Source organism: Nocardia pseudobrasiliensis NBRC 108224, assembly GCF_001613105.1.
In the GTDB taxonomy this organism is placed as follows: domain Bacteria; phylum Actinomycetota; class Actinomycetes; order Mycobacteriales; family Mycobacteriaceae; genus Nocardia; species Nocardia pseudobrasiliensis.
This window is the reverse complement of sequence record NZ_BDBS01000031.1, coordinates 1-24,822: the sequence shown is the minus strand read 5'-3', so window position 1 is coordinate 24,822 and position 24,822 is coordinate 1. Positions and strand designations below refer to the sequence as shown.

Annotated in this window: 30 protein-coding genes; 16 read left to right on the top strand and 14 right to left on the bottom strand. The window is 67.9% G+C overall.

Annotation, left to right across the window (positions count from 1 at the left end):
- Positions 1-13: 13 nt before the first annotated feature.
- From NP4_RS23650 to NP4_RS23620, 7 genes are all read left to right on the top strand, one after another.
- On the top strand, positions 14-661 hold the full coding sequence (locus NP4_RS23650) for an O-methyltransferase (RefSeq protein WP_068001781.1): 648 nt from the start codon (positions 14-16) through the stop codon (positions 659-661).
- Positions 662-738: 77 nt separating this feature from the next.
- Positions 739-1,467, top strand: a complete 729-nt coding sequence (locus tag NP4_RS23645; RefSeq protein ID WP_068001778.1) for a hypothetical protein — start codon at positions 739-741, stop codon at positions 1,465-1,467.
- 80 nt (positions 1,468-1,547) lie between these two features.
- Positions 1,548-2,204: a TetR/AcrR family transcriptional regulator gene (locus NP4_RS23640; protein WP_068001775.1), complete on the top strand. Its 657-nt coding sequence runs from the start codon at positions 1,548-1,550 to the stop codon at positions 2,202-2,204.
- Positions 2,205-2,229: 25 nt separating this feature from the next.
- Positions 2,230-3,147 (top strand): ABC transporter ATP-binding protein, encoded by a 918-nt coding sequence (locus tag NP4_RS23635; RefSeq protein WP_068001773.1) that lies wholly within the window; start codon positions 2,230-2,232, stop codon positions 3,145-3,147.
- A complete protein-coding gene (locus tag NP4_RS23630) occupies positions 3,144-4,799 on the top strand; it encodes an ABC transporter permease (protein WP_068001769.1) in 1,656 nt (551 codons plus the stop codon). The genes NP4_RS23635 and NP4_RS23630 overlap by 4 nt, the downstream gene beginning before the upstream one ends.
- Positions 4,800-4,975: 176 nt before the next feature.
- Positions 4,976-5,209: a hypothetical protein gene (locus tag NP4_RS23625; RefSeq protein ID WP_245996843.1), complete on the top strand. Its 234-nt coding sequence runs from the start codon at positions 4,976-4,978 to the stop codon at positions 5,207-5,209.
- A gap of 255 nt (positions 5,210-5,464) precedes the next feature.
- On the top strand, positions 5,465-5,683 hold the full coding sequence (locus tag NP4_RS23620) for a hypothetical protein (RefSeq protein WP_068001764.1): 219 nt from the start codon (positions 5,465-5,467) through the stop codon (positions 5,681-5,683).
- On the opposite strand, the gene glgC is transcribed toward NP4_RS23620, so the two are convergent.
- On the bottom strand, positions 5,684-6,898 hold the full coding sequence (gene glgC, locus NP4_RS23615; RefSeq protein ID WP_068001761.1) for a glucose-1-phosphate adenylyltransferase: 1,215 nt from the start codon (positions 6,896-6,898) through the stop codon (positions 5,684-5,686).
- Positions 6,899-7,107: 209 nt separating this feature from the next.
- Here glgC and glgA point away from each other — a divergent pair, with 209 nt between their 5' ends.
- Positions 7,108-8,277 (top strand): glycogen synthase, encoded by a 1,170-nt coding sequence (glgA, locus tag NP4_RS23610; RefSeq protein WP_068002106.1) that lies wholly within the window; start codon positions 7,108-7,110, stop codon positions 8,275-8,277.
- Here the strand turns inward: glgA and NP4_RS42750 are convergent.
- The 7 genes from NP4_RS42750 to NP4_RS23580 form a co-directional block, all read right to left on the bottom strand.
- On the bottom strand, positions 8,253-8,444 hold the full coding sequence (locus tag NP4_RS42750; RefSeq protein ID WP_245996844.1) for a hypothetical protein: 192 nt from the start codon (positions 8,442-8,444) through the stop codon (positions 8,253-8,255). The genes glgA and NP4_RS42750 overlap by 25 nt on opposite strands.
- Positions 8,441-8,680, bottom strand: a complete 240-nt coding sequence (locus tag NP4_RS42745) for a DoxX family protein (RefSeq protein ID WP_245996846.1) — start codon at positions 8,678-8,680, stop codon at positions 8,441-8,443. The genes NP4_RS42750 and NP4_RS42745 overlap by 4 nt, the downstream gene beginning before the upstream one ends.
- A gap of 17 nt (positions 8,681-8,697) precedes the next feature.
- On the bottom strand, positions 8,698-9,555 hold the full coding sequence (locus NP4_RS23600) for a putative RNA methyltransferase (RefSeq protein ID WP_068001758.1): 858 nt from the start codon (positions 9,553-9,555) through the stop codon (positions 8,698-8,700).
- Between the two features lie 15 nt (positions 9,556-9,570).
- The gene (locus NP4_RS40165; protein WP_019929283.1) at positions 9,571-9,738 is read right to left on the bottom strand and encodes a DUF3117 domain-containing protein; all 168 of its coding nucleotides are present in this window, start codon (positions 9,736-9,738) and stop codon (positions 9,571-9,573) included.
- Positions 9,739-9,919: 181 nt separating this feature from the next.
- Positions 9,920-10,486, bottom strand: coding sequence for a DNA-3-methyladenine glycosylase I (locus NP4_RS23590; RefSeq protein ID WP_068001755.1), 567 nt, complete (start codon positions 10,484-10,486; stop codon positions 9,920-9,922).
- On the bottom strand, positions 10,483-10,890 hold the full coding sequence (locus tag NP4_RS23585; RefSeq protein ID WP_245996848.1) for a DivIVA domain-containing protein: 408 nt from the start codon (positions 10,888-10,890) through the stop codon (positions 10,483-10,485). The genes NP4_RS23590 and NP4_RS23585 overlap by 4 nt, the downstream gene beginning before the upstream one ends.
- Positions 10,891-11,067: 177 nt before the next feature.
- Positions 11,068-11,256, bottom strand: a complete 189-nt coding sequence (locus NP4_RS23580; protein WP_068001751.1) for a hypothetical protein — start codon at positions 11,254-11,256, stop codon at positions 11,068-11,070.
- Positions 11,257-11,470: 214 nt separating this feature from the next.
- On the opposite strand from NP4_RS23580, the gene NP4_RS23575 reads away from it, so the two are divergent.
- On the top strand, positions 11,471-12,760 hold the full coding sequence (locus NP4_RS23575) for an NsdA family TPR-like regulatory protein (protein WP_147287802.1): 1,290 nt from the start codon (positions 11,471-11,473) through the stop codon (positions 12,758-12,760).
- A 5-nt stretch (positions 12,761-12,765) separates the two neighbouring features.
- A complete protein-coding gene (locus tag NP4_RS23570; RefSeq protein ID WP_068002105.1) occupies positions 12,766-13,686 on the top strand; it encodes an aminoglycoside phosphotransferase family protein in 921 nt (306 codons plus the stop codon).
- Here NP4_RS23570 and NP4_RS23565 read toward each other — a convergent pair whose 3' ends face one another.
- From NP4_RS23565 to NP4_RS23545, 5 genes are all read right to left on the bottom strand, one after another.
- On the bottom strand, positions 13,687-14,823 hold the full coding sequence (locus NP4_RS23565) for an Mrp/NBP35 family ATP-binding protein (protein ID WP_068001746.1): 1,137 nt from the start codon (positions 14,821-14,823) through the stop codon (positions 13,687-13,689).
- A gap of 19 nt (positions 14,824-14,842) precedes the next feature.
- A complete protein-coding gene (locus NP4_RS23560) occupies positions 14,843-15,703 on the bottom strand; it encodes a lytic transglycosylase domain-containing protein (RefSeq protein WP_068002100.1) in 861 nt (286 codons plus the stop codon).
- A 111-nt stretch (positions 15,704-15,814) separates the two neighbouring features.
- Complete coding sequence (locus tag NP4_RS23555) at positions 15,815-17,053, bottom strand: lytic transglycosylase domain-containing protein (protein ID WP_245996849.1); 1,239 nt, start codon at positions 17,051-17,053, stop codon at positions 15,815-15,817.
- Between the two features lie 344 nt (positions 17,054-17,397).
- Positions 17,398-17,988 carry a DUF1003 domain-containing protein gene (locus NP4_RS23550; RefSeq protein WP_068001740.1) on the bottom strand — a complete coding sequence of 197 codons (591 nt, stop codon included), beginning with the start codon at positions 17,986-17,988 and terminating at the stop codon, positions 17,398-17,400.
- On the bottom strand, positions 17,985-19,301 hold the full coding sequence (locus NP4_RS23545; protein WP_068001737.1) for a magnesium transporter MgtE N-terminal domain-containing protein: 1,317 nt from the start codon (positions 19,299-19,301) through the stop codon (positions 17,985-17,987). The genes NP4_RS23550 and NP4_RS23545 overlap by 4 nt, the downstream gene beginning before the upstream one ends.
- 54 nt (positions 19,302-19,355) lie before the next feature.
- On the opposite strand from NP4_RS23545, the gene NP4_RS23540 reads away from it, so the two are divergent.
- The 3 genes from NP4_RS23540 to NP4_RS23530 are packed head-to-tail and all read left to right on the top strand — an operon-like array spanning position 19,356 to position 21,391.
- Entirely contained in the window at positions 19,356-20,312 is a 957-nt protein-coding gene (locus NP4_RS23540) for an HpcH/HpaI aldolase/citrate lyase family protein (RefSeq protein ID WP_068001734.1), read from the top strand.
- A gap of 12 nt (positions 20,313-20,324) precedes the next feature.
- The gene (locus NP4_RS23535; protein WP_062511947.1) at positions 20,325-20,816 is read left to right on the top strand and encodes a YflT domain-containing protein; all 492 of its coding nucleotides are present in this window, start codon (positions 20,325-20,327) and stop codon (positions 20,814-20,816) included.
- 5 nt (positions 20,817-20,821) lie between these two features.
- Positions 20,822-21,391, top strand: coding sequence for a suppressor of fused domain protein (locus tag NP4_RS23530; RefSeq protein ID WP_068001731.1), 570 nt, complete (start codon positions 20,822-20,824; stop codon positions 21,389-21,391).
- Here NP4_RS23530 and corA read toward each other — a convergent pair whose 3' ends face one another.
- Positions 21,392-22,465, bottom strand: a complete 1,074-nt coding sequence (gene corA, locus NP4_RS23525; RefSeq protein ID WP_068001728.1) for a magnesium/cobalt transporter CorA — start codon at positions 22,463-22,465, stop codon at positions 21,392-21,394.
- Positions 22,466-22,506: 41 nt separating this feature from the next.
- Between corA and NP4_RS23520 the strand changes: the two genes are divergently transcribed.
- The 3 genes from NP4_RS23520 to NP4_RS23510 form a co-directional block, all read left to right on the top strand.
- Positions 22,507-23,361: a PHP domain-containing protein gene (locus NP4_RS23520; RefSeq protein ID WP_068001722.1), complete on the top strand. Its 855-nt coding sequence runs from the start codon at positions 22,507-22,509 to the stop codon at positions 23,359-23,361.
- Positions 23,358-23,624 carry a hypothetical protein gene (locus tag NP4_RS23515; RefSeq protein WP_068001719.1) on the top strand — a complete coding sequence of 89 codons (267 nt, stop codon included), beginning with the start codon at positions 23,358-23,360 and terminating at the stop codon, positions 23,622-23,624. The genes NP4_RS23520 and NP4_RS23515 overlap by 4 nt, the downstream gene beginning before the upstream one ends.
- A 51-nt stretch (positions 23,625-23,675) precedes the next feature.
- Positions 23,676-24,822 (top strand): FAD-dependent oxidoreductase (locus tag NP4_RS23510; protein WP_156524936.1); only part of this gene is annotated, 1,147 nt, incomplete at its 3' end.

Sequence of the window (24,822 nt, the reverse complement as noted above, 5' to 3'; positions counted from 1 at the left end):
TAGCCTCATACCCGTGAGTCAGTTATCCACCGCAGCGGCCCTGCAGCGCAACCTCGCCTATGTCGAGGAATCGGTCGTCGAGGATGAGATTCTCGTGGCGGCGCGCGAACGGGCCACCGAGTTGGGCGCCGCGCCGGTGCCGCCGTCGGTGGGTGCGTTGCTGAGCATGTACGCCCAGTTGCTGGGCGCGCGGGCGGTCGTCGAGGTGGGTACGGGCGCGGGCATCAGCGGGTTGTGGCTACTGGACGGCATGCGTGAGGACGGCACGCTGACCACGATCGACTCCGAACCGGAACATCAGCGCGCGGCCCGGGAGGCGTTCCGCACGGCCGAGATACCGCCCGCGCACACCCGGCTGATCAACGGCCGCGCCCTGGATGTGCTGCCGCGCCTGGCCGACGGGGCCTACGATCTGGTCTTCATCGACGCCGCCCCGCTCGAACATCCGCAGTACGTCGCGCAGGCCGTGCGGCTGCTGCGCGAGGGTGGGGCGATCCTGCTGCACAACGCGCTGCTCGGCGGGAGGGTTCCCGATCCGGCGCAACGTGATCCGGCCACCCAGGCCGTACGGGCGGCCACCCGCGCCATCGCCGAGGATCCGGATCTGACCAGCGTGCTGATTCCGGTCGGCGACGGATTGCTCTGCGCGTCGCGGGGATAACCCGCGCGGAAACGGGTATCGCGGCAGCTATATGTACCGGCCGGTGCGACTGTTCCGGCCCGAGCTGAGGTGATCTCATGGCGCTCCCGGATCGTATTGTCGCGCAGACGTTTTCGACCATAGCGCGGGTTCGCCACGCTCGCGTCTTTCATCCCGAGGGGCTGTCGCTGACCGGAGCCCTGCACGCGATCGACGACGATTACAGGGGACTGATCGGCGCCCCCGACAAACCCGTGCTGGCGCGCATCTCCAAGGCCACCAGCATGCCCGCCGCAATTCCGGATGCGTTGGGATTGGCTGTGCGCGTACTGGATTGGCAGGATCGCCCCTGGGATCTGGCGCTGGCCACCACGGGTACGAGTCCGATCGGTCGGTTCCTGCTCCGGCCGGTCGGCAGCTGGGCCGCGGCCCGATACGGCAGTCTGATGCCCTACTCGTTCTTCGGCGGCCCGCCCGAATGGGTGTTCGCGGCACCGGATTCCGCTCAGCCGCAGACGGTTTCGTTGAACTCGCTGGGGCAGTACCACGACGGGCATCGGTTGGAGTTCGTTCTCTACGCGGCCCCGCTGCTCGGTCCGGCCCGCCCGCTGGCCGAGATCACCCTGTCGCGTCCGGAGATCGGCGAACATGCCGCGCCGGGCTTCTTCGATCCGGTGCTGAACCGGCCGCCGGGGGTGGAGCTGCTGCCGCGGGTGGTGGCCGGGGTGCGGGAGTGGGCCTATGCGGGCAGTCGGCGCGGGCGCGGTGAGCACGCCCCCGTGGCCGAGGAGGGTTTGGCCGCCTTCCAAGGGCGCAATCTCCACTGATCGAGCGGCCGGATGTCACGAAACGCCAGGTAACAAGGCTCTTGCGTGACGATTGAACACGCGTTTAGTATATTGAACATGTGTTTAAGAGAGCAGCCGTATCGGAAGGATCCGCCGAAGATCTGACCACTCGCGCCCGCATTCGCGATGCCGCGATCGTCGCCTTCGGCGAGGAGGGTTTCGGGGTGGGCGTGCGAGCCATCGCCGCCGCGGCCGGTGTGTCACCGGGACTGGTGAACCATCACTTCGGTTCCAAGGACGGGCTGCGAGCGGCCTGCGACGATTACGTACGCGATCTCATACGCGAGGCGAAGACGGAGTACCTGCGCAACCCGACATCGGGCACGCTGCTCCAATCCCTTGCGGAGATAGAGGATTTCGCGCCGTATATCGCCTATATGATGCGCAGTTTCCAAGCCGGGGGGTCGCTCACGGTGACGCTGTACGAGCATCTGGTCGAAGATGTCGAGGGCTATCTCGCCACCGGTGTCGAGGCCGGAACGCTACGGCCGCAAAAGGATCCGAAGGCGACGGCGCGATATCTGGCGCTGCACAACGGCGGCGGACTGTTCTTCTTCCTGCAGCTCTACGCCGCTCGGCACGACGGAAAACTCGACTATCGACAAGCGCTACGCGATTACGCCGACCAGGTCATGCTGCCGGCGGTCGAAATCTTTACCAATGGCCTGCTCGCCGATTCCTCCGCGCTGGAGACCCTGCGCGAGAAGAAGCGGTGAAACCCTTATCTCACAAGGAGATTCGATGTCATCGGCAATCAGTGTCCGAGATCTGCACAAACATTTCGGACAGGTGCGCGCCCTCGACGGTCTCGACCTCGAGGTCGCCGAGGGGGAGGTGCACGGGTTCCTCGGCCCCAACGGGGCCGGTAAATCGACAACCATTCGAATCCTGCTGGGCATTCTCGCCAAGACCTCGGGCGAGGCCCGGATTCTGGGCCGCGACCCGTGGTCCGACGCGGTCGCGCTGCACCACGACATCGCCTATGTACCAGGCGATGTCACGTTGTGGCCGTCGCTGTCGGGCGGGGAGACCATCGATCTGCTGGCCCGGATGCGCGGCGGTATCGACGCCGACCGGCGTGCCGAGCTGATCGAGCGCTTCGAATTCGATCCGCGTAAGAAGGCCCGCACCTACTCCAAGGGCAATCGACAGAAGGTCGCGCTGGTCTCGGCGTTCTCCTCCCCCGCGAAGCTGCTGCTGCTCGACGAGCCGACCTCGGGCCTGGATCCGCTGATGGAACAGGTTTTCCGGGACTGCGCCCGCGAGGCGGCCGAGCGCGGTACGACCGTGCTGCTGTCCAGCCACATCCTGTCGGAGGTGGAGGCGCTGTGCGATCGGGTCACGATCATCCGCGAGGGGCGGACCGTGGAGAGCGGCACGCTGGCCGAGATGCGGCATCTGTCGCGCACCTCGATCAAGGCCGAATTGTCCGGTGAGCCGGGTGATCTCAGCCGGATACCGGGCGTAGAGGATGTCAGCATCGACGGCCGCACCCTGCACTGCCAGGTCGACAGCGAACATCTGGGTGAGCTGATCCGCGTTCTCGGTGATGCCGGGGTGCGCAGTCTGGTCAGTCAGCCGCCGACGCTCGAGGAGCTGTTCCTACGGCACTACTCGCGGGGCGGCGCGGGGCACGAGTTGGCGGAGGTGTCGAAATGACCACCGCCGTCGTCGCACGTCATCGTCCGGCCGAGATATCGCGGGGCGCTTCGGATTTCACCGGGACGCTGCAACTGCTGCGGTTGTATCTGCGCCGCGATCGAATCGTATTGCCGCTGTGGGTGATCCTGCTGTCGCTGCCGCTGGGGCCGACGTACATCACGAGTACGAAGAAGGTCATGTCGACCCCGGCCGATCTGGCCAACTACGCACATACGATCAATACCAATCCCGCCGAGCTGGCCCTGTACGGACCGGCCTACAGCACCGAATTGGGCAGTATCGGGCTGTGGAAGGCGGGGCCGTTCTTCACCTTCCTCGCGATCGCGACCATCCTCGTGCTCATCCGGCACACCCGGGCCGAGGAGGAGACCGGACGCGAGGAGTTGCTGGCCTCCACGCGTGTCGGGCGCTACGCCAATCTGACCGCGGCGCTGCTGCTCACGTGCGGGGCCGCGTTGATCGCCGGATTGCTTGCCGCGGTGAGCATCAAGGGCGCTGGGGTGCCCGGTGGGGGCGCGCTCGCGTTCGGGCTCGCGCTGGCCGGGTCGGGCATCGTCTTCGCGGGGGTGGCGGCGGTGGCCGCGCAGTTGAGCACGAGTGCGCGGACCGCGCGCGGGATCGCCTTCTCGGTGCTGGCGACGACCTTCGTGCTGCGGGCGGTCGGCGATGTCCGGGAAGCCGACGGTCCGGCCAGTGTGTTCAGCTGGTTGTCGCCGCAGGGGTGGTCGCTGCAGGTTCGGCCGTTCGCCGAGGACAACTTCGCGGTGCTGCTACTGCATGTCGTGACGGCGGTCGTATTGATCGCGATCGCCTATGTCCTGTTGGGGCGGCGTGATCTCGGGGCGGGATTGATCGCCGAGCGGCCGGGTCCGGCGGCGGCCGGGGCGGAATTGGGCGGGCCGTTCGGGCTCGCGTGGCGGCTGCAGCGTGGCACGTTGGTCGCGTGGACCGTGGGGCTGGGGCTGTACGGGTTGCTGATCGGCAGTGTGGTGCACGGGTTGGGCGATCAGCTCGGCGACAGCAAGGCCGTGAAGGATATTCTCGCCCGGCTCGGTGGGTCGCAGGCGATGGAGGACGCCTTCCTCGCGACCGGGTTCATGGCTCTGGGGATGTTCGCGGGCGCGTACGCCATTTCGGCTGCGCTACGGCTGCATACGGAGGAGAACAGTCAGCGGGCCGAGGTGGTGCTCACCGGGGCGGTCGGCCGGATTCGCTGGGCGGCCTCGCATCTGGTCTACGCCCTGCTGGGGCCCGTTGTGGCGCTGCTGGTGTCGAGTGTGATCGGCGGATTGGTATACGGTGCGGCCGCGCACGATATCGGCGGGCAGCTGCCGCGGGTGGTCGGTGCGGCGCTGGTGCAGACGCCGATGATCTGGGTGCTGGTTGGCGTGACAGTGCTGCTGTTCGGATGGTTGCCGCGCTGGGCGCCGGTCGCGTGGGGCCTGTTCACCGCGGGGATCGCGCTGTTTCTGCTCGGCTCGGTTTCCGGTATGCCGCATTGGGTTCAAGATCTGAATCCCTACGGCCACCTGCCCAAGGTGCCCGCCGAATCGTTCCGGGCCGCGCCCGTGGTGATCATGCTGGTGATCGCCGCCGCGTTGATCGTGGTGGGGCTGTTCGGTTTCCACCGGCGAGATCTGCGCCAGTAGTTTCGCGATCGTGACGAAATCGCCCGCTCCGCCCGCCGAGGTTTTTCTCGTCGTCACGAAAATGGCACCCGATGCCGGTTTCGGTACCGCACCATGGGTATGCGATCGATGACGGGTCGAACACAGTGCCCGATAAGCATCCGGGTATCCGACGGCTGCGAATGCGGAGGACTGTCATGGCCGGCGACTACGGCGAATACGGAATGTTCTTCGGCGAGCACATGCCCCCCGGCTGGCTCGGCCCCGCCCTGGTCTTCCTGGCCATCCTCCTCTCCATAGCCCTCCTGGTAATGCTCCTGGTCAGCGGCGCCCACTTCGACAACGATCCCACCACGGTTCCCGTAACCACCCCCGGCTCCTGCCAACCGTTCTGCACCACCACAACTTTGGACCCAGCCCAACCTCACTGAGGACCCCGCGCCCGGCCTGGCGGCCGGGCGCGGGGAGGTGAGTGGGCTGCGCTGAGGGTGGAGGTGGTTGTGCCGGGCGGGGGGGAGGTGAGTGGGCTGCGCTGAGGGTGGAGGTGGCTGTGCCGGGCGCGGGGAGGTGAGTGGGCTGTTCGTGTGCGGGTTGTTCGGTGTTCGGCTCGGGGCGGGCGGGGGTTTTCGAGGGGGCAGCGGATATTATTGGGCGAGTATGCGATTCGGTAGCGCAGAGGAGCTGTGATGGCGTTCGAACGCGGGCTACTGGTCGAGGCTTTGTTGCCGCGGGGGTGGCTGGTGCTGGTGGCTGTGGTGTTGGGGATTGCGGTGTTCGTGGCGTTGTTGGTGTTGCTTCTGGTGAGTGGGAGCGACTTTCACGAGCCGGCTACCGATATTCCCAAGGGGTCCTGTTATCCGTTCTGTACGGCCAGTCCGGAGCCGGCGCCGCCGGGGTGGCAGTAGTCAGACCCAGATGCCCTTGCCGACGGTTACCACGCCGCCGTTGCTGACCGCGAAGCGTTCGCGGTCGCGCTCGAGGTCGACCCCGATGATCTCGCCCTCGCCGACCATCACGTTCTTGTCCAGGATCGCGCGCCGGACCACCGCGCCGCGGCCGACCCGGACGCCGGGCATGAGCACGCTGCCCTCGACGGTCGCGCCGTCCTCGACGAAGACATTGGAGCTCAGTACCGAATTGCGGACCGTGGCCGCAGACAGGATGCTGCCCGCGCCGACGATCGACTCCTGAGCCAGGCCGCCCTGGGCGAATTTGGCGGGCGGCAGATTCTCCGCGGCGCCGCGAATCGGCCAGTGCCGGTTGTAGAGATTGAAGATCGGATGCACCGAGACCAGGTCCATATGCGCGTCGTAGAACGCGTCGATGGTTCCGACGTCACGCCAGTAGCCGCGGTCGCGATCGGTGGAACCGGGCACATCGTTGAGCGCGAAATCGTAGACGCCCGCCTCGCCCTGGGTCACCAGCGCGGGAATGATGTCACCGCCCATATCGTGATCGGAGTCGGAGTTGTCGGCGTCGGCGCGGATGGCGTCGACGAGGACCTTCGTGCTGAACACGTAGTTACCCATCGACGCGAAGGTGACATTGGGATCGTCGGGGGTCCCCGGCGGATGGACGGGCTTCTCCAGAAATCCGGTGATGCGCCCGGATTCGTCGGAGTCGATACAACCGAACGCGCTGGCCTCGGCGCGCGGCACACGGATCCCGGCCACGGTCACCCCGGCGCCGGAGTCGATGTGATGCTGCACCATCTGCTCCGGATCCATGCGATACACATGGTCGGCGCCGAAGACGACGATGTAGTCCGGATCCTCGTCGAAGATCAGATTCATCGACTGCATGATGGCGTCGGCACTGCCGGTGTACCAGCGCGGCCCGAGCCGCTGCTGCGCGGGCACCGGAGTGATGTACTCGCCGGTGAATCCGGACAGCCGCCAGGTCTGGGAGATGTGGCGATCCAGCGAATGCGACTTGTACTGGGTGAGTACGCACAACCGCAGATAGCCGGCATTGACCAGATTGGACAGGACGAAGTCGATCAATCGGTACGCGCCCCCGAACGGGACCGCGGGTTTGGCACGGTCCTTGGTGAGCGGGAAGAGACGCTTGCCCTCGCCGCCGGCGAGCACGATCCCGAGTACGTGCGGCTGGCTCCTCACATATCTCAACCTACCGTGTTTCGCTGTTGCGTTCGTTGCTCCTCCAGACGTACCCCAGGTACCGCTTCCCTAACGACGCCGGAAACATCCGGTGCTGCCGCGGTGCGTCGCGACGGGCGCGGTGGCCAACGTCGGCGCGAAGCGTTTAGTTTGGAGCAGTGAGTTTCGGCGCGGAGGACGGTCCAGAGCCGACGGGGCCCGCGGAGCGGCTGCGGGTCGCGATGCTGACCCGTGAGTGGCCGCCGGAGGTGTACGGCGGTGCGGGGGTTCATGTCACGCAACTGGTCCCGCGGTTGCGTGCGATCTGCGATGTCACCGTGCACTGCATGGGTGTGCCGCGCTCGGATGCCGTGGTGCACCAACCGGATCCGACGCTGTACGCCGCCAATTCCGCATTGCAGATGATGTCGGCGCAACTGCGCATGACCGATGCGGTCGGCGGTGTCGACGTGGTGCATTCGCATACCTGGTACACCGGCCTGAGCGGACATCTGGCCGCCACGCTGTACGGCATTCCGCATGTGCTGACCGCACATTCGCTCGAACCGCGCCGCCCCTGGAAGGCCGAACAGCTCGGCGGCGGCTACCGGCTGTCGTCCTGGTCGGAGCGCAATGCGATGGAATACGCCGACGCCGTGGTCGCGGTCAGCGAGGGTATGCGCCACGACGTGCTCGCCGCCTATCCGACGATCGATCCCGCGCGAGTACACGTGGTGCACAACGGCATCGACGCCCAGGCCTGGCACCCCGGCGGCCCGATCGCCCAGGCCCCCGACGTACTCGCCGATCTCGGCGTGCGCACCGATCTGCCCATCGTGGCCTTCGTCGGCCGGATCACCAGGCAGAAGGGCGTCGCCCATCTGCTGCACGCCGCTCGCGATTTCGATCCGGACATCCAGCTGGTGCTCTGCGCGGGCGCTCCCGACACCGTCGCGCTCGAGGCCGAGGTGTCCGAGGCCGTGGCCGAGCTCGCGCAGCGTCGCGGCGGGGTGTTCTGGGTGCGCGAGATGCTGCCCACCGAACAGGTGCGCCAGATTCTCGCCGCGGCAACGGTCTTCGTCTGTCCCTCGGTGTACGAGCCGCTGGGCATCGTGAATCTGGAGGCCATGGCCTGCGGGACCGCGGTCGTGGCCTCGGATGTGGGCGGTATTCCGGAGGTGGTGGCCGACGGCGTCACCGGCCGATTGGTGCACTACGACGGCGAGCACACCGCGGCCTACGAGCGCGGCCTGGCCGAGGCGGTCAATGCCGTGGCAGGCGATGCGGCGCTGGCGCGCGCGATGGGCATCGCGGGCCGCGATCGCGCCATGGCGGAATTCGATTGGTCCGAGGTCGCCCGGCAGACCGTCGCGCTCTACGACCGAATCCGCAAGGGCTGACGGCTGGGCAGGCAGCGATCGGCGGGCCGCAGCGCCCAAGACACGACGGTCAGCAGCGTCATCACCGCCAGGATCACCGCCTCCCAGCGTTGGTAGCCGGTGGTCAGATGCGAGGCGATCGCGCCGGTGTAGACGAAAAACGCCCCGGCATAGGCCCATTCCTTCACCAGCGGTCGCGCGGCGCGATGATCGCCGCGGCGCCGAGAATCTTCCAGATACCCAGCAGGATCAGGAAATACGTCGGATAACCGAGATGGGTGATCACCTCGCGCACGAGGTCGATCCGGGCGATGTCCCACACTCCGCCGACGGCCAGTTCGGCGACGATCACCGCGGTGGCCACCCAGTAACCGATGGCGCGATACGGAATCGCGTGGGCTCGAGGGGAAATCGAGGCGTCCACGTCTGAAGGGTACGCGGCTAGCGCGGGCGATACGACGAAACCGTCACCGAGGCCGTCACCTGTACGAACTCCGGTAGCGCGGCGATGCGATCGGACCGGGCCGCGGCCGCGTGATGGGCCGAGGGGCCCATGGCCGCCACATTGCCGATATCGGTGTGCCCGAGCTTCATCGGATATTCGACGAGTTCGCGATCGATCCGCTCGAAGCGGCCGGACAGGGCCTCGGCGAGGCGATCGTCCTTGGTCGAGTCGACGCTGACCATGCCCAGCGGTTCGATCAGTTCCGCCAGATGCCGATGGGTCGGGGCCACGACCACGAACAGTCCGCCGGGGTCGAGCACGCGTGCGACCTCGTCGGGATTGCGCGGGGCGAACACCGACAGCACATGGGTCAGCGCCGCATCGCGCACGGGCAGGCCGCGCCAGGCGTCGGCCAGGATCGAGGCGGCGCGCGGATGTGCGCGGGCGCCGCGCCGGGCGGCGGGTTTGGCGACATCCAGGGCGATCCCGTCCGCGTTCGGGAGGGCGTCGAGGGCCGCGGCGAGGTAGTAACCGGTGCCGGAGCCGATCTCCAGCAGCGTGCGCGGATTCGGTGTGGCGGCGCTCAGCGCCGCGACCAGTGCGTCGGCGATCGGGGCGAAATGTCGTTCACCCTGAAAGGCGGCTCGCGCGTCCAGCATGTCGGCGGTGTCGCCGGTCATCTTGGTCGACGCACCGGTCAGCAGGCTCACGTAGCCCTGCCGGGCAATGTCGAAACTGTGCCGACGTGCGCAAACCAATGAGCGATCGCGCACGGTCAGGGTGTCCCCGCATTCGGGACAGGCCAGTATCCGCGCGACCGCGGTCAGCGGCTCGGCGCCGGAGTTCACCGGCATCGATACGACGAGCGACTAGCTGGTGACTTCGGTGAGCTCTTTGCCGAGGGCCGCGGCCTCTTCCGGCGTGAGCTCGACGACCAGACGCCCGCCACCCTCGAGTGGAACCCGCATGACGATTCCACGCCCTTCCTTGGTTGCCTCGAGGGGACCGTCCCCGGTGCGGGGCTTCATGGCCGCCATCCTCTGCTCCCTCCAGATCCGCGCGGTCTGCTGCGCACTTTCTTGGAACTCGTGTGTTGTCACCAACAGGCAGCCGCCGCGCGCGAGAATCCGCGCCCGGAGGGCTGCACCACGCCTATTCTTCCTCATCACGGAACTGGGCGGGTACCTGAGTTCGAAAACCGACCGCCGCGGCGCGTGTTCACCCGCGCGGGTCGACCCAGCAATCGGCCAGATGATCATCGACCATACCGGTCGCCTGCATCAGGGCATATGCCGTGGTCGGGCCCACGAAACGGAACCCGCGACGTTTGAGTTCTTTTGCCAGAGCAATGGATTCGGGTGTGACCGCGGGCACGTCGGCAAGGGTGCGCGGGCGCGGGCGCGTCGGCGGGGCGAACGACCACAACAGCTCGTCGAGCGGCCGATCAAGATCGGCAGCAACCCTCGCGTTGCCGATACTCGATTCGATCTTGGCGCGATTGCGTACGATGCCAGAATCGGCCATCAGTCGTTCCACGTCCGCGTCGGTGAACGCGGCCACCCGCTCGATGACGAAGCCGTCGAAGGCGGCGCGGAAGGCGGGGCGCTTGCGCAGAATCGTGATCCAGGACAGGCCGGACTGGAACGCCTCGAGGCACATCCGCTCGAACAGAGCGTCCTCACCGTGCAGCGGGCGGCCCCACTCCTGATCGTGATAGTCGCGATAGAGCTGCGAGGATTCACCCCAACCGCAGCGGACCTTGCCGTCGTCGACCGGCGCGCTCATCGGGCGTCCCGCGAGCCCGCGTCGGCATGCGGATCCTCGACCAGCTGGGCGGGCGGCTGCACCTGCGGAATGGCCGGGGCCTCACCGTGCAGGCCGTTACCCGGCTGCGTCACGGTGTGCTCGCCGCGGGCCTGGGCCAGCTGGGTCTCGAGTTCATCGATGCGGGCGGCCAGGCGGGCCAGCGCCCAGTCCACCTCACCGGCCTTGTAACCGCGCAGCACCTGCTGGAAACGCAGTGCGCGCACATCGGCGCCGCCGATGCCCTGGGCGGGCAGCACGGTCGCGGTCGTGCCCTCGGGCAGCGGGCCCAATTCCTCCCCGCGCCCGAATACCGCGCTCGCGACCAGGAACAGCAGCGCGGCGACCAGGCCGACGATCAGCACGTACAGCAGCAGCGTGAGCATAGGGACGAGGATAGGTGGAAGGGCCGACAGATTCGGCTCGGCGTCGGGACGGATCCCGCCGAGCCGGACCCTCATCGCCCGGCTCGGCGGGTTCCCGTCCGGCACGGCAAGGCCGGGAGCCGAGGTCTGCGCCGGACGAGATTCAGGGGTCGCGCATATCGGTTGCTCGGGGATCGCTCAGTGTTCGCCGGTGCGGCGGTAGCAGTAGGCCGCCGCGGCCAGGTATTGGCGGCAGCCGCCACCGTGCCCGGCGTGGACGGCCAGGATGAACCGGGCTCTGTCGAAGCTCAGATCGCTCGGCTCACTGGCGCAGTTGCGGCTGCCGGCCAGCCACAGGTCTCGGACATCCGGGGGCGGGGCGTCCATCGGGTACCTCCAACTGGCGAGCGGTGCATCCGGCGTCGACAACCGGACCAAGGGGATCGCCGGCCCGGTTCGGGTTGTCACGGCTGCGAAGGTTGTGCCTCGACGCCGGATGCACTTAGTACTTTCGCCGTGTTCCGACCGATATGAAATCGCACACCGTTGGCGTTGGTGTTGGCCTACTGTTGGCAGAGAGGCTTGAAACAAGGACGTAACAATGGTGTTGGGTCGCCCCTGGACCGGGTTCGAAGCGGTCGCGCTGCAAGAGGCGATGCGAAAATCCGTGCGGGACTTCGCCGCTCACCTGGGTGTCGAGATGACCACGGTCGCCAACTGGCGGGCCGGACTGAGTACGGTGATCCCGCGGCCGCTCACCCAGGAGTTGCTCGACACCCTGTTGGTTCAGGTCGGCGCGCCGGTTCGGGAGCGATTCGAGCAGATCCTCGCCGAGGGGGAGCAGGCGCTGGGCTCGCGCCGATCCCTCGCGCGCCGAACGGTTCCCACTCCGCCGCCCGCGGCGTCGAGCGGGGACGCGGCGCTGCTGGCCCGGCTCGACGATGCGCGCACACAGGTCGATCGCACGCTCGCGGCCTGCACGATCGGGCCCGCGATGGTGGAGTTGATGGAGGAGCGGGCCGCCGGGCGCGTGCTCAACTACACCCGGACCCCGCCGTCGCAGGTATTGGCCACGGTGTTGCCCGATGTGCTGGAGGTGCAGTCGATTTCGACGCGCCGCCAGCCCGCGGCCATTCAGTCGCGGCTGTCGGAGGTCACCGCGGTGCTGGGGCTGCTGATCGCCGACGCGCTGATGAAACTGGGTCAGATCGAACGCGCCGACTTCTGGTACGGCACCGCGCGGATGGCCGCCGACGACACCGGGAACCGGCGATTACGGGCGCGGGTGCGGGCCCAGCACGCGATGCTGCCGTATTACTACGGCAGTCCGGAGCGGGCGGTGGTGCTGGCCCGGGCCGCACAGGCGCAACTGCCCGAGATCACCGACGACGCAACGGCTCTGGCGGCCGCCGCGGAGGCGCGGGCGCTGGCCCGGCTCGGCGATGTCGACGGTGCGGAATCGGCGATGCGGCGGGCGCGGCTGCGGACCGCCGAACTCGGCGATATGACCTCCGACGAGGCGTTCCGGTTCGGTGAGAAGCGTTTGCTGCTCTATCTTTCCGGCACCTACACCAATCTCGGCCGTGTCGCCGACGCGCGCCGGGTGCAGGAGCAGGCGCTCCAGCTGTATCGCGGCAGTCCCGATGTGGTGGTCGATCCGGCGCTCATCGAATTGGATATCGCGGTCGGCTACGCCCTCGAGGGCGCGGTGGACGAGGCGTGCGCGCTGGCCGCGCGGGTGCTCACCACGCTGCCGGCCGAACATCGCACCACGATCGTGGTGTCGCGAGCGGCGGCGGTGCTCGATGCGATCCCCGAAACCGATCGGGGGCGGCGCGCGGTGGTGGAATTGCGGCACCTGATCGCCGCCGGATCCGGTGAACTGCGGTGATTGCGATGCCCGAGTCGGCGGCGCCGGGTGCGTCCGTCGCGCGATTCACGCCGCGACGGACCTTCTGGATCCTCGAACGCGCCTGTGCGCGCGCCGGTTTCGACGCGACCGGCGCCCGGCTGCTGCGCCATCACACCAATGCCGTGTACGCGCTGGTGAGCGCGCCGGTCGTGGTGAAGATCGATCGGCCCTACGGCGTGCGGCCGCCAGTGGACGTGGTCGCGCTGATGCGCTGGCTGCAAGCCCAGGATGTGCCCGCGGTGCCGCTGGCCGCGGCGGTGCAGCCGCTGCACATCGGAGGCTGCGCGGTGACGTTCTGGCGATATCTGCCGCAGCAGCGGCCGATCGTCGCCGCGGATCTGGCCGAACCGCTGCGCCTGCTGCACGGCCTGCGCACCCGCCCGGCGCAGTGGCTGCCGCATCGCCACCTGTCCGACGCGTTCGCCCATATCGCGCATGCCATCGAGGCCAGCGCCATCCTGTCCCCGTTCGATCGCCGCCTGCTGCACGATGAGCGCCTGCGCCTGGCCGCGGGCGCGGCCGATATCGAATTCTTCCTGCGCTCGGGCCTCATCCACGGCGACGCCCATCATCGCAACGCCCTGTGGGACAGCGCCGCCGGGCGCGGCGTGCTGTGCGACTGGGAGAGCGTCGCCCTCGGCCACCCCGAATGGGATCTGGTCACTATCGAGGTCCACTGCCGCCGCTTCGCCCACCCACCGGTGGAATACGAGAAGTTCTGCCGCGACTACGGATTCGACATCCGCGACTGGCCCGGTTACACCTGGCTGCGCGATCTGCGCGAACTCCGCATGATCACCACCAACGCCTACAAATCCGCGCCCGCCTCCCCGAGCGCCCGAGAGGTACTGCGCCGCATCGACGGCCTACGCCGGGGCGTCGCCCTCGACTGGCACATCCTGTAGCTACAGGTGCCGGGTGGTGTCGATGCTCAGGGACATACCCGCGAGGCCGCGGCGGCGGATCGCGAGTTTCTCCGAAATGTTCAGCAGGGCTTCGGCGGCCGGGTTGGTGGGGTCGCTCAGCACGAGCGGGGTGCCGGTATCGCCCGCCTCGCGCAGTTCCTGGGTGATCGGGATCTGGCCCAGGAGTGGGACATCGGCGCCCACGGCCCGGGTGAGGCGCTCGGCCACGGCCTGGCCGCCGCCGGAACCGTAGAGGTCCATGCGGGAACCGTCGGGCAGGTCGAGCCACGACATGTTCTCGACCACGCCCGCGATGCGCTGGCGGGTCTGCAGGGCGATGGCGCCGGCGCGCTCGGCGACCTCGGCGGCCGCGGGCTGGGGGGTGGTGACGACGAGGATTTCGGCATTGGGGATGAGCTGGGCGATGGAGATCGCGACATCGCCGGTGCCGGGCGGCAGGTCGAGCAGCAGGACGTCCAGATCGCCCCAGAACACATCGGCCAGGAACTGCTGCAGCGCGCGGTGCAGCATCGGGCCGCGCCACACCACGGGCGTATTGCCCTGGGTGAACATGGCGATCGAGATGACCTTCACATCGTGCGCGACCGGCGGCATGATCATGCGCTCGACCTGAGTGGGACGCTGATCGGTGCCGAGCATGCGCGGAACCGAGTGACCGTAGATATCGGCGTCGAGCACGCCCACCGACAGCCCCCGCGCGGCCAGGGCGGCCGCGAGATTGACCGTGACACTGGACTTTCCGACGCCGCCCTTACCGGAGGCGACCGCGTACACACGGGTCAGCGAACCCGGCTGGGCGAACGGGATGACCGGCTCGGGGGAGTCGCCGCGCAGCTTCTTACGCAGTTCGGTGCGCTGCTCGTCGCTCATCACATCGAGTTCGACGGTGACCGCGCCCGCGCCGGGCACATCGGCGACCGCCTTCTGCACCATCTCGATGAGTTTGGAGCGCAGCGGGCAGGCCGCCGTCGTCAGGTAGATCTCGACGTGGACACCGCTGTCGGCGCCGATGGCGACGCTTTTCACCATGCCCAGTTCGGTGATCGGTTTACGGATCTCCGGGTCGTTCACCTTCGCGAGGGCGCCCCGCACATCCGCTTCCGTAACCACTGGCATAGGGCCGAGTTTACGGATGTCAGATTCGCGGCAGCTGGCTGGCCTGGGGAGCGACGCCCGTGCGGTACGCGACCTCCCACGCCATCACGTTGGCCACGTAGGCCATCGAATTGTTGTAGCGCATGATGGCCTTGGACTGCTGGGACAGATCGTTCATGTCCAGGCCGCCGTAGCACAGGTATTTGCCCGCGGTCAGGGCCGCGTCGAACAGGTTCTGCGGGTCGGAGATGCCGTCGCCGTCGCCATCGCCCGCGAACTTGCGGTAGGTCTCGGGCAGGAACTGCATCGGGCCGACCGCGCGGGCATAGCCGCGCATACCGCCGTCGAGTTCGCCGTCGGTCGCGTGCACGACATTGTTGCCCGCGAGGCTGCCGTCGAGCACCGGACCGTAGATCGGATCGAGCGGATTGCCCTTGGCGTCGACCTTGCCGTAGGCGTGATGCGATTCGATGCGACCGATACCGGCCAGCACCGACCACGGCATGTGGCAGGTCGGCTCCTCCTGTGCCAGCAGGCGTTCGGCATTGGTGTAGGCCGCGTACGCGACGCCGGGAATGCCCAGCGGCCCGGCGGGCGCGTCCGAGGCGACCCGGCCGTCGGGCTGCGCAACGGTTTTCACGACCGGCGGCCCGGGATGCTTGGCGGCGTGCATCAACTCGTCGGTGGCCGGATGTCCGACGGCCTCCAACTTCGGAGCCTGCTCATTGCGAGCGTCGTCCGAAAGATGCTGCGCCGCAGCCAATGTCGCGTGCTCTGCGGTATCCACGTCCGAGGCCGAGGCCGCGCTCACCGCGACGACTCCGGCAGGCACCAGCCCGGTGAGGGCGATTACGGATCCGCGCCGAACGGTGACGGTCGGCGGCTTACGGTGACGTCCCACTGTGCGGTGGCCCTCCATTGCTCGCTGTGAGCCTTTCGTGACACAACGAGATGAGGCTACCGCATCCGAGACCTTTTCGTTACTTCTTCGTGACCGTGTTCGTTGTTTATTTCATTGCGGCTGGCCGGGCAGCGGAATCACGATGCCGAAGGGCAGCGTGATGCCCGGCGGCGCGGGCGCGGGGGCGGGCCCGGGGCCCTCGGCGGGAGCCGGTTCGGTCGGGCCGGGTTCCGGTGTCTTGGCCGGGGTTTCGGACTGCTGCTGATCCTGTGCCGGAGCCGGAGCGGCGGGAGCCGGGGGCTGCGGTGCGCCGGGCTGGCCCGGTGCGGGCGGCGGTGCGCAGACGGCCGGACGCGCGGCGTTCGGATCCTGCGGCCTGGCATTCGGATCGGCGGGCTTGTTCGGATCCGCGTTCGGATCGTCGCCGGGCTTCACCTCACCCGGCTTGTTCTGATCCGCGGCCGACCAGCGCTGCGTCTCGACCGGGGCGACCGGATCGCCCGGTTTGGGCATCGGGGCCGGAACCGACGCCGGGCCACAGGCATTCGGCGGGGGCGGCGGGCAGAAGATGCCGCACGGGATCGGGGGCAGGCCCGGGATGTTGATCATCACCTGGGTCGGCTGCTGCGGCACCGCGGTGGTCGCCGCGGAGCTCGGCGGCTCGGTCGTCGAGGGTGGCCCGGGGATGGTCGTATTGGCCGCCAGCATCGTCGAACCCGCGCCCTCGGGCATGGCGCCCGGCGGAATCAGATCCGGCGAGATCTGCACCGGTGTCGGCGCGCCGCCGGTCTTGTAGGCATTGGACCAGCTGAGTACCTGCGCGGCGTAGGCCACGGAGTTGTTGTAGCGCAATACCGAACGCAGCTCCTGCTGCGGATCGCGCAGATCCAGTCCGCCCGAGCACAGATACTTACCGGCCGCGAGCGTGGCGTCGAAGACGTTGTTGGGGTCGGAGACACCGTCGCCGTTGCCGTCGGAGGCATAGAACGACCAGGTGCCCGGCAGGAACTGCATCGGCCCGACGGCCCGCACGAATCCGCCGTCGGCGGCCTTGATGACCTCGTTGCCGGGCAGGGTGCCGTCCAGGGCGGGTCCGTAGATCACGCCGACCGTGGTGCCGTTGGCATCGGTGCGGCCGAAGCCCGCGTGATTGGATTCGACCTTGCCGATACCCGCGAGCAGACTCCAGCTCAGGCCGCAGCCCGGCATCGAGGACTGCAGGGCCAGTTCGGCATTGCGATAGGCCGCGAGCACGATTTCCGGAATTCCGAGCGCGCCGCCGCCGGGCAGCGAAATGTCCTGCAGCGGGACGGTCCCGGCGAACAGCGGCCCACCGGCCGGGGTGGCCATAGCCCGAAGTTTGCGAGGCGGCTCGGGGGCGGCCGGAACGAGGCCGACAGACTGGTCGGTCGCCGCACTCGAACGGTCGGTGGGAGCCGTCATAGCGGCCAGCTGAGCCTCGGGAGGCTTCGTCGCGCCGGTGCGTGCCGAGGTGTGCACAGCCGTCGAACCCGAAGCCACCAAACCCGCCACTACCAGCGCCGATACGGTAATCGGACCAGATATTCGCATCGGCACAACCAAACCCCTTCGTAGTCGGTGAGCGATCGGCTCGGCACCCGTGCGAGCCGCTCGCTCTGGACAACGTGATCCAGGTTACCCGGCAGTCAGCTTGTTGTTCTCAATATTTACGGTCAGTTGCCTTCGATCTGTGGAGAAATCGGGACCCGGCCCCTCTTTCGCTCGCTAACCTTCTTCGTTTTGGGCATTGCAACGGATTCTTCTCCGTCCATTGGTGCATTCAGCTCGAGGCGCGCCAGGGCATCCTTGATGTCCTCGAGTTCGCGGCGCAGATAGTCGCGGGTGGCGACCTCGCCGACGGCGATTCGCAGGGCCGCCAGTTCGCGGGCCAGGAATTCGGTATCGGCCTTGGTCTGCGCCGCCCGGGTGCGGTCCTCCTCGAGGGCCACCCGGTCTCGGTTGTCCTGCCTGTTCTGCGCCAACAAGATCAACGGCGCGGCATACGCGGCCTGCGTCGAAAAGGCCAGGTTGAGAAGAATAAACGGATACGGATCCCAGCGCAGTATGGCGACGAACACGTTGAGGATGATCCAGACGATCACGATCACGGTCTGCAGCACCAGATAGCGCCCGGTGCCCAGGAATCGCGCGATCCGTTCGCTGGTGCGGGCCATCGCCTCGGCGTCGAAATCGAAGCGGAACCGGGTCTCGAGCGGTGTCTCCAGGCGTTGACGGGCCAGCGGCTTGTCGGCTCGGTCGGTCACGGCCGTCCTCCCGTTCCGTTGACGGCGTGCGCGCCGGCGTGCATATCGGTGCCTTCCTCGTCGTGCTCGCGCCAATCCTCCGGCAGCAGATGGTCGAGGACGTCGTCGACGGTCACCGCGCCCAGCAGGTGGTTCTCCTCGTCGACGACCGGGCCGCAGACGAAGTTGTAGGTGGCGAAGTATCGGGTGACCGCGGCCAGCGGGGTATCGGGTCCCAGCGGCGACAGATCGGTGTCCACGATCCCACCCACCAGATTCGCCGGAGGTTCGCGCAGCAATTGCTGCAGATGTACACAGCCGAGATAGCGGCCGGTCGGGGTCGCGGTGGGCGGGCGCACCACGAAGATCATGGAGGCCAGCGCGGGCGTCAGATCCGGATTGCGCACCCGGGCCAGCGCCTCGGCGACGGTGGCCGCGGGGGTGAGGACGACCGGTTCGGGGGTCATCAGACCGCCCGCGGTGTAGGGGGAGTACTCCAGCAGTCGGCGCACCGGCTCGGACTCCTCCGGATCCATCAGCGACAGCAGCGCCTCGGCCTCGCCGGTGGGCAGTTCGCCGAGCAGATCGGCCGCGTCGTCGGGATCCATGGCCTCGAGGACGTCGGCGGCCCGTTCCACGCCCAGTTTCTGCAACACCTCGACCTGGTCGGTTTCGGGCAGCTCCTGCACCACATCCGCGAGCCGTTCGTCGTCGAGGGCGCGGGCCAGTTCGATGCGGCGTTTGGCGGGCAGTTCGCGCAGCAGATGCGCCACATCGGCCGGGCGCAGGCCCTCGAACTGGCCGAGCAGCTGGGTCACGTCCTGACCGGGCAGATTCAGTTCGCGCTGGGTCAGACCGCGCACGTGGATCCAGTCGACCACATGTACCTCGCGGCGGCGACCGAGCCGGCGATGGCCGCGCACCGCTACCCGCGAGACCACCCAGTCGCGGGTGCGGGTCTGCTCGATGCCCAGATCGACCACGAACAGATCGACCCCGTGCAGATCCGCGTGTTCGGGATCGTCGACCTGCACCTTGGAATCGAGCACCTGTGCCAGGCCCAGCATTTCGCCCGGGCGCTGCTCGAAGCGACGCAGGCTGACATTGCCGGTGTTGAGCGTCACCGCACCCGGCTCGATCGAGGTGACACGCAGAATCGGCACGAAAATCCGTTTGCGCGTTGGCAGTTCGACGAGCAGGCCGAGCACCCGCGGTTGCTGGCGGTCGTACCGTACGGAGATCAACACATCCCGGACACGGCCGATAGACTCGCCGTCCGGCCCCAGCACCACCAGGCCCGCCAGCCTGGCGGCGAAAACCCTCGTCGCTGCCATGCGACCAGGCTAGAGGGTGGTGTGTCCGGATCTCGACTGTAAGGAGCTCGCTGCATGTCAGTTCGCCGATCGGTGCTCGCCGTCCCCGGTAGCAAACCCCGGATGATCGAGAAGGCCATGGGATTGCCCGCCGATGAAGTCTTCCTCGATCTCGAGGACGCGGTGGCGCCGGCGGCCAAGGCGGCGGCACGGGCGAATATCATCGCCGCGCTGAATTCCTCCGGATGGGGCAGGCAGATTCGGGTGGTGCGGGTCAACGACTGGACCACCGAATGGACCTATGCCGACGTCATCGCGATCGTCGAGGGCGCGGGCGCGGAACTGGACGAGATCCTGCTGCCGAAGGTCACCGATGCCGGACAGGTGCGGGCGCTGGATCTGCTGCTGACCCAATTGGAGAAGGCCTCCGGCCTCGAGGTCGGCCGCATCGGCATCCAACCGCAGCTGGAAAACGCACTGGGACTGCGCAATATCGATGCGATCGCCACGGCGAGCGCCCGGGTGCGGACGCTGGTATTCGGTCCGGCCGACTTCATGGCCAGTATCAATATGCGCACCCTGGTGGTCGGCGAGCAGCCGGAGGGCTATGACACCGGTGATGCCTATCACCACATTCTGATGACGATTCTGCTGACCGCGCGGGCCCACGGCCTGCAGGCGATCGACGGACCGTATCTGCAGATTCGCGATCTCGACGGTTTCCGCCGCGCCGCATCCCGAACGGCCGCACTGGGTTTCGACGGGAAATGGGTGCTGCACCCCACGCAGATCGAGGCCGCCAATGAAATCTTCTCCCCGCGTCAGGCCGATTACGATCGCGCCGAGGAGATTCTGGACGCCTACGCCTATCACACCTCGGTCGACGGCGGCGCCCGCGGCGCGGTGATGCTGGGCGAGGAGATGATCGATGAGGCGAGCGCGAAGATGGCGCGCGTCATAGCCGATAAGGGACGCGCCGCGGGAATGGTGCGAACCACGCGTTTCGCGGCCCCGTCGGTGGCCGAAAACTAGCATGATGGAGTCATGACAAGTCCCTTGGGGAACTCGAACCGCAATCGGCCGGCCCTGCCGACGCCTCCATCGGGTTGGCCGGTCGGGTCGTATCCGACCTATGCCGAGGCGCAGCGGGCGGTCGACTTCCTTGCCGACAATCAGTTTCCGGTCGACGGGGTGACCATCGTCGGCGTCGACCTGATGCAGGTCGAGCGGGTGCTGTACCGGCTGACCTGGGGTCGGGTCATCGGCGGCGGCATGGTGTCGGGCGCGTGGCTGGGCCTGTTCCTGGGTCTGCTGTTGAGCCTGTTCACCACCGGGGGCACCTTCGGTCCCCTGATCGTGGGTCTGGTGGGCGGCATCATCTTCGGCGTCATCTCCACCTCGATCCCGTACGCCGCCACCCGCGGTCAGCGCGATTTCGCCTCGACCATGCAGCTGGTGGCCGGTCGCTACGACGTGCTGTGCGAGCCCAAGACCGCCGAGCAGGCGCGGGACATGCTGGCGCGCCTGGCACTGTAGGACCCATGCAGGTGCTGGACGAGGTTCGAGCCGCGGTGCTCGGACATTACGGTGTGCCGTCGGCCGATTCGGCGTCGGTGACGTTTCTGGGTTTGGAGCCGATCGAGATCCTACGGATCCCGGACGGTGAGTTCACCCACTACGTGACGCTGGGCGGGGCCCGCCATCCCATGACCGATCCCACTGCGGCGCTGGCCGATCCGCTGCGCGGTCCCCGCGCGGAACTGGTGCTCGCCCTGCACGGCGGCCCGCACACCGGCATCAGCCGCGGCCTGGGCGTACTCATCGCCTCGCCCGCGGTGGAGGGTGTGGTCCTGCGGGAGGACGCGCTGCTGGACCTCGGAGAACCGTTGTGGCGCAATGCCCCGTTCACCGCGGCGCTGCTGGGCCCGAGCGAACTGGCCGAGGTGCCGCTGCCCGAACCCGCCGAGCCGGTGCGCTTCCTGTCGGTCGCCCCGATCACCGCGACCGAGGCGGCGTGGGTGCGGGTGCGCGGCGCCGCGGCCCTGCGCGAGGCGTGGGCCGAGGCCGGAATTGATGTGCGCGATCCGGGCCGGGGCGCGGCGAATCTGTGACTACAGCCAGTTGTTTCGGCGGAAGGTGATGAACAATCCGCTGCAGATGACCAGGATGACGGCGACCACCGACGGATAGCCGAAGGTCCACCGCAATTCCGGCATATGCTCGAAATTCATGCCGTAGATGCCCGCGACCATCGTCGGCACGGCCGCCATGGCCGCCCAGGCCGAGATCTTGCGCATATCCGTGTTCTGCTGGACGCTCACCTTCGCCAGTGCGGCATTGATGAGCGCACTGAGCGATTCGTCGAAATCGCTGATCCGTTCCGCGACGGCCGTATGGTGATCGGTGACATCGCGCAGATAGCGCCGAACCTCCTTGGGCAGCGGCAATTCCGGGCTCTTGGAGAGTAATTGCAGCGGCAGGGAGAGCGGATTCACCGCCCGGCGCAGTTCGACCACCTCGCGCTTGAGTTGATAGATGGCCTCGATCGCGAGGCGATTGCGCGGGGTGAAAACCTCCTCCTCCATCTCCTCGACATCGTCTTCGATCTCCTGCGTCACATCGACATACGAATCGACGACGTAATCGGCGATGGCGTGCAGTACCGCGCCCGGACCCAGCGCCAGCCGCTGCGGATTCCGCTCCAATTCGCGACGCACCCCCGTCAATCCGGTGTGCTCGCCGTGCCGGACGGTCACCACGAAATCGCGGCCGAGGAAAATCATGATCTCGCCGGTCTCGACGATCTCGGTGATGCTGTGCAGATCGTGTTCGACGTAGTTCACCGTGCGCAGTACCAGGAACAGAATGTCGTCGTAGCGCTCCAACTTGGGTCGCTGATGCGCGTGCACGGCATCCTCGACCGCCAATTCGTGCAGGCCGAAAGTCCCTGCCACATCGGCCATCTGGAACTCGTCGGGCGCGTGCAGACCCAGCCAGACGAATCCGGCCCCCTTGGCCCGCACCGTGGCCAATGCCTCGGCGTGGGTGAGTCGCCCCGGCAGGCGATGACCGTCGACGTACACCGCGCAGTCGATGACGGCGCGCGCGGTCGGGACAGGAATATGCGGCAACGGCTCCGCCTTTCCCCGGCCGCGGAAGGAGGGCAGTGGCGGAATCTGGGGCACGAGTTGGGATGTTAGTCGCTGATCTTCGGCAAGATGGACGGGTGCGCATCGACCTGCATACCCATTCCAATGCCTCCGACGGGACCGACACCCCGGCCGAATTGATCCGCAACGCGGCCGCGGCCGGACTCGACGTGGTGGCCCTCACCGACCACGACACCACCTCCGGGTGGGCCGAGGCCGTCGAGGCGCTACCGAACGGGATGACGCTGGTGCGCGGGATGGAGATGTCCTGCTCGGGCCTGGGCGAGGACGGCTGGCCGGTTTCGGTGCATCTGCTGGCCTATCTGTTCGATCCGACCGATACGGTCTTCGCGGCCGAGCGCGAGCGGCTGCGCGCCGAGCGCGTGATCCGGGTGCGCGCGATGGCCGAGCGGATGGCCGCCGACGGACTGCCGATCGATCCCGAGGCCGTGCTCGCCTCCGCGGGTCCCTCGGCCGGGCGGCCGCATCTGGCGCGGGCGCTGGTAGCGGCCGGGGTGGTGCCGACCGTGAGCGCCGCCTTCGAGGATCTGCTCGCCCCACGCGGTCGCTACTACGTCGAGAAGGCCGATACGCCGCTGCACAAGGCCGTCGAGATGGTCGCCGCGGCGGGCGGGGTGAGTGTGGTCGCGCATCCGCGGGCGCGCTCGCGCGGGCGGCTGCTGGCGCTGGACGAGATTCGCGATCTGGCCGGACTCGGGCTGGCCGGGATCGAGGTCGACCACATCGATCACAGCGTGGCCGATCGCGCGCTGCTGCGCGAGCTCGCCCATGAACTGGGCCTGCTCATGACCGGCTCCTCGGACTATCACGGCGCCAACAAGACCATCCGGCTCGGCGAATTCACCACCGATCCCGACCAGTTCGAGAAGTTGGCCGATAAGGCCAGCGGGGTTCCGGTGATCGTCGCGTGAGGTTGTTGCGGGCGCTCAGCGGGGTGGTCGCCGGCGGTTTGGTCGTGCTGACCCTGGTGGTGATCGGCGCGGAAATCCTCGGTGCGCGCCGCGGTTTTCCGGGACCCGGTGCGAGTCCGGTGGCGTGGCATATCGGTTTGTCGGCGCTCGCTGTCGCAGCACAGTTATTTGCCGATCGGCGTCGTGGTTTTGCGGCCTTTTCCGGATCGGTGGTCGTTTTTGGTGCGGCGGGTTATCTTTTGGTTACGCAATGGTGGAATTGAGTCCCGCGTAACGGTTGCCATCGAGTGAATTGTGGCCGAATATTTTTCATTGTGGCGGCGATCGAGTGCGATGTGTTGGTGGTGGGAGGTGGGCCCGCGGGGGCATGGGCCGCGCTCGCTGCCGCATATGGCGGCGCTCGGGTGGTCATGGTCGACAAGGCGCGCTGTGGGAGTAGTGGGCCCACGGCGAAAGGGCTTGTCGCGCTGTGGAACGTTCCACCGGGTCCGGCCCGGGAGGACGCGGTCCAGCACAGCTATGCCAAGGGCGGTTATCTGGGCGATCCGGTGTGGATGCACCGGGTGCTGTCCGAGACGCATCGGCGCGTCGATCAGCTGGTGCGCTGGGGTTATCGGTTTCCGGGCGAGCGGGCGGGCCTGCCCGCTCGGGTCTGTCTGGACGGCGCGAAGTATCTGGGCCGATTGCGCCGCAGCCTGATCGTGGCTGGGGTGCGCATCCTGGACCATCATCCGGCGCTGCAACTGCTCGTGGATGCCGAGGGGGTCGTCACCGGGGCCAGCGGCGTGCAGTTGCGCAATGATTACCGCAGCTGGTCCGCGCACGCGGGCGCGGTGGTGCTCGCGACGGGTGGCTGCGCGTTCCTGTCCGGCGGCGCGGGCACCGATGTCGATACCGGCGACGGCCTGCTGATGGCAGTCGAGGCCGGATGCGAGCTGTCGGGGATGGAGTTCTCGAGCGCCTACGCGCTGGCCCCGGTCGGCCCGGTGCGACTGTCCGCGCTCGGCGACGACGCCATCGTCCCGACGGCCCGGCCGGTGCCCGATCTGGCCCTGCACTTCGCCACCCTCTACGACGAGACGGGCGCGGCCCTCGGGGGCGGGCCGTTCGGCTCGCGCGCGGCGGCGTTCGAGGCGATCGCCGACGGGCGGCGGATCTACGCGGCGCTGGACGAGGTGCCCGGTTCGCTGCGCGAACAGCTGTCGGCGACGCCGGTGCTCGCGCATCCCAAGGTGCAGTTGCGGCCGGTGCTGGAGGGTACGGTCCGCGGTACGGGCGGGCTGCGAGTTACCGGATTCGACTGTGCCACAACGGTTCCGGGATTGTTCGGCGCGGGTGACGTGACCACCCGCGAGCCGATCACCGGTGCGGTCGGCGGCTTCGGCGGCCAGGGCGGGGCGTGGGCGATCTCCTCGGGGGTGTGGGCCGGTGCGGGCGCGGCGCAGTTCGCGCGTGGGCGCG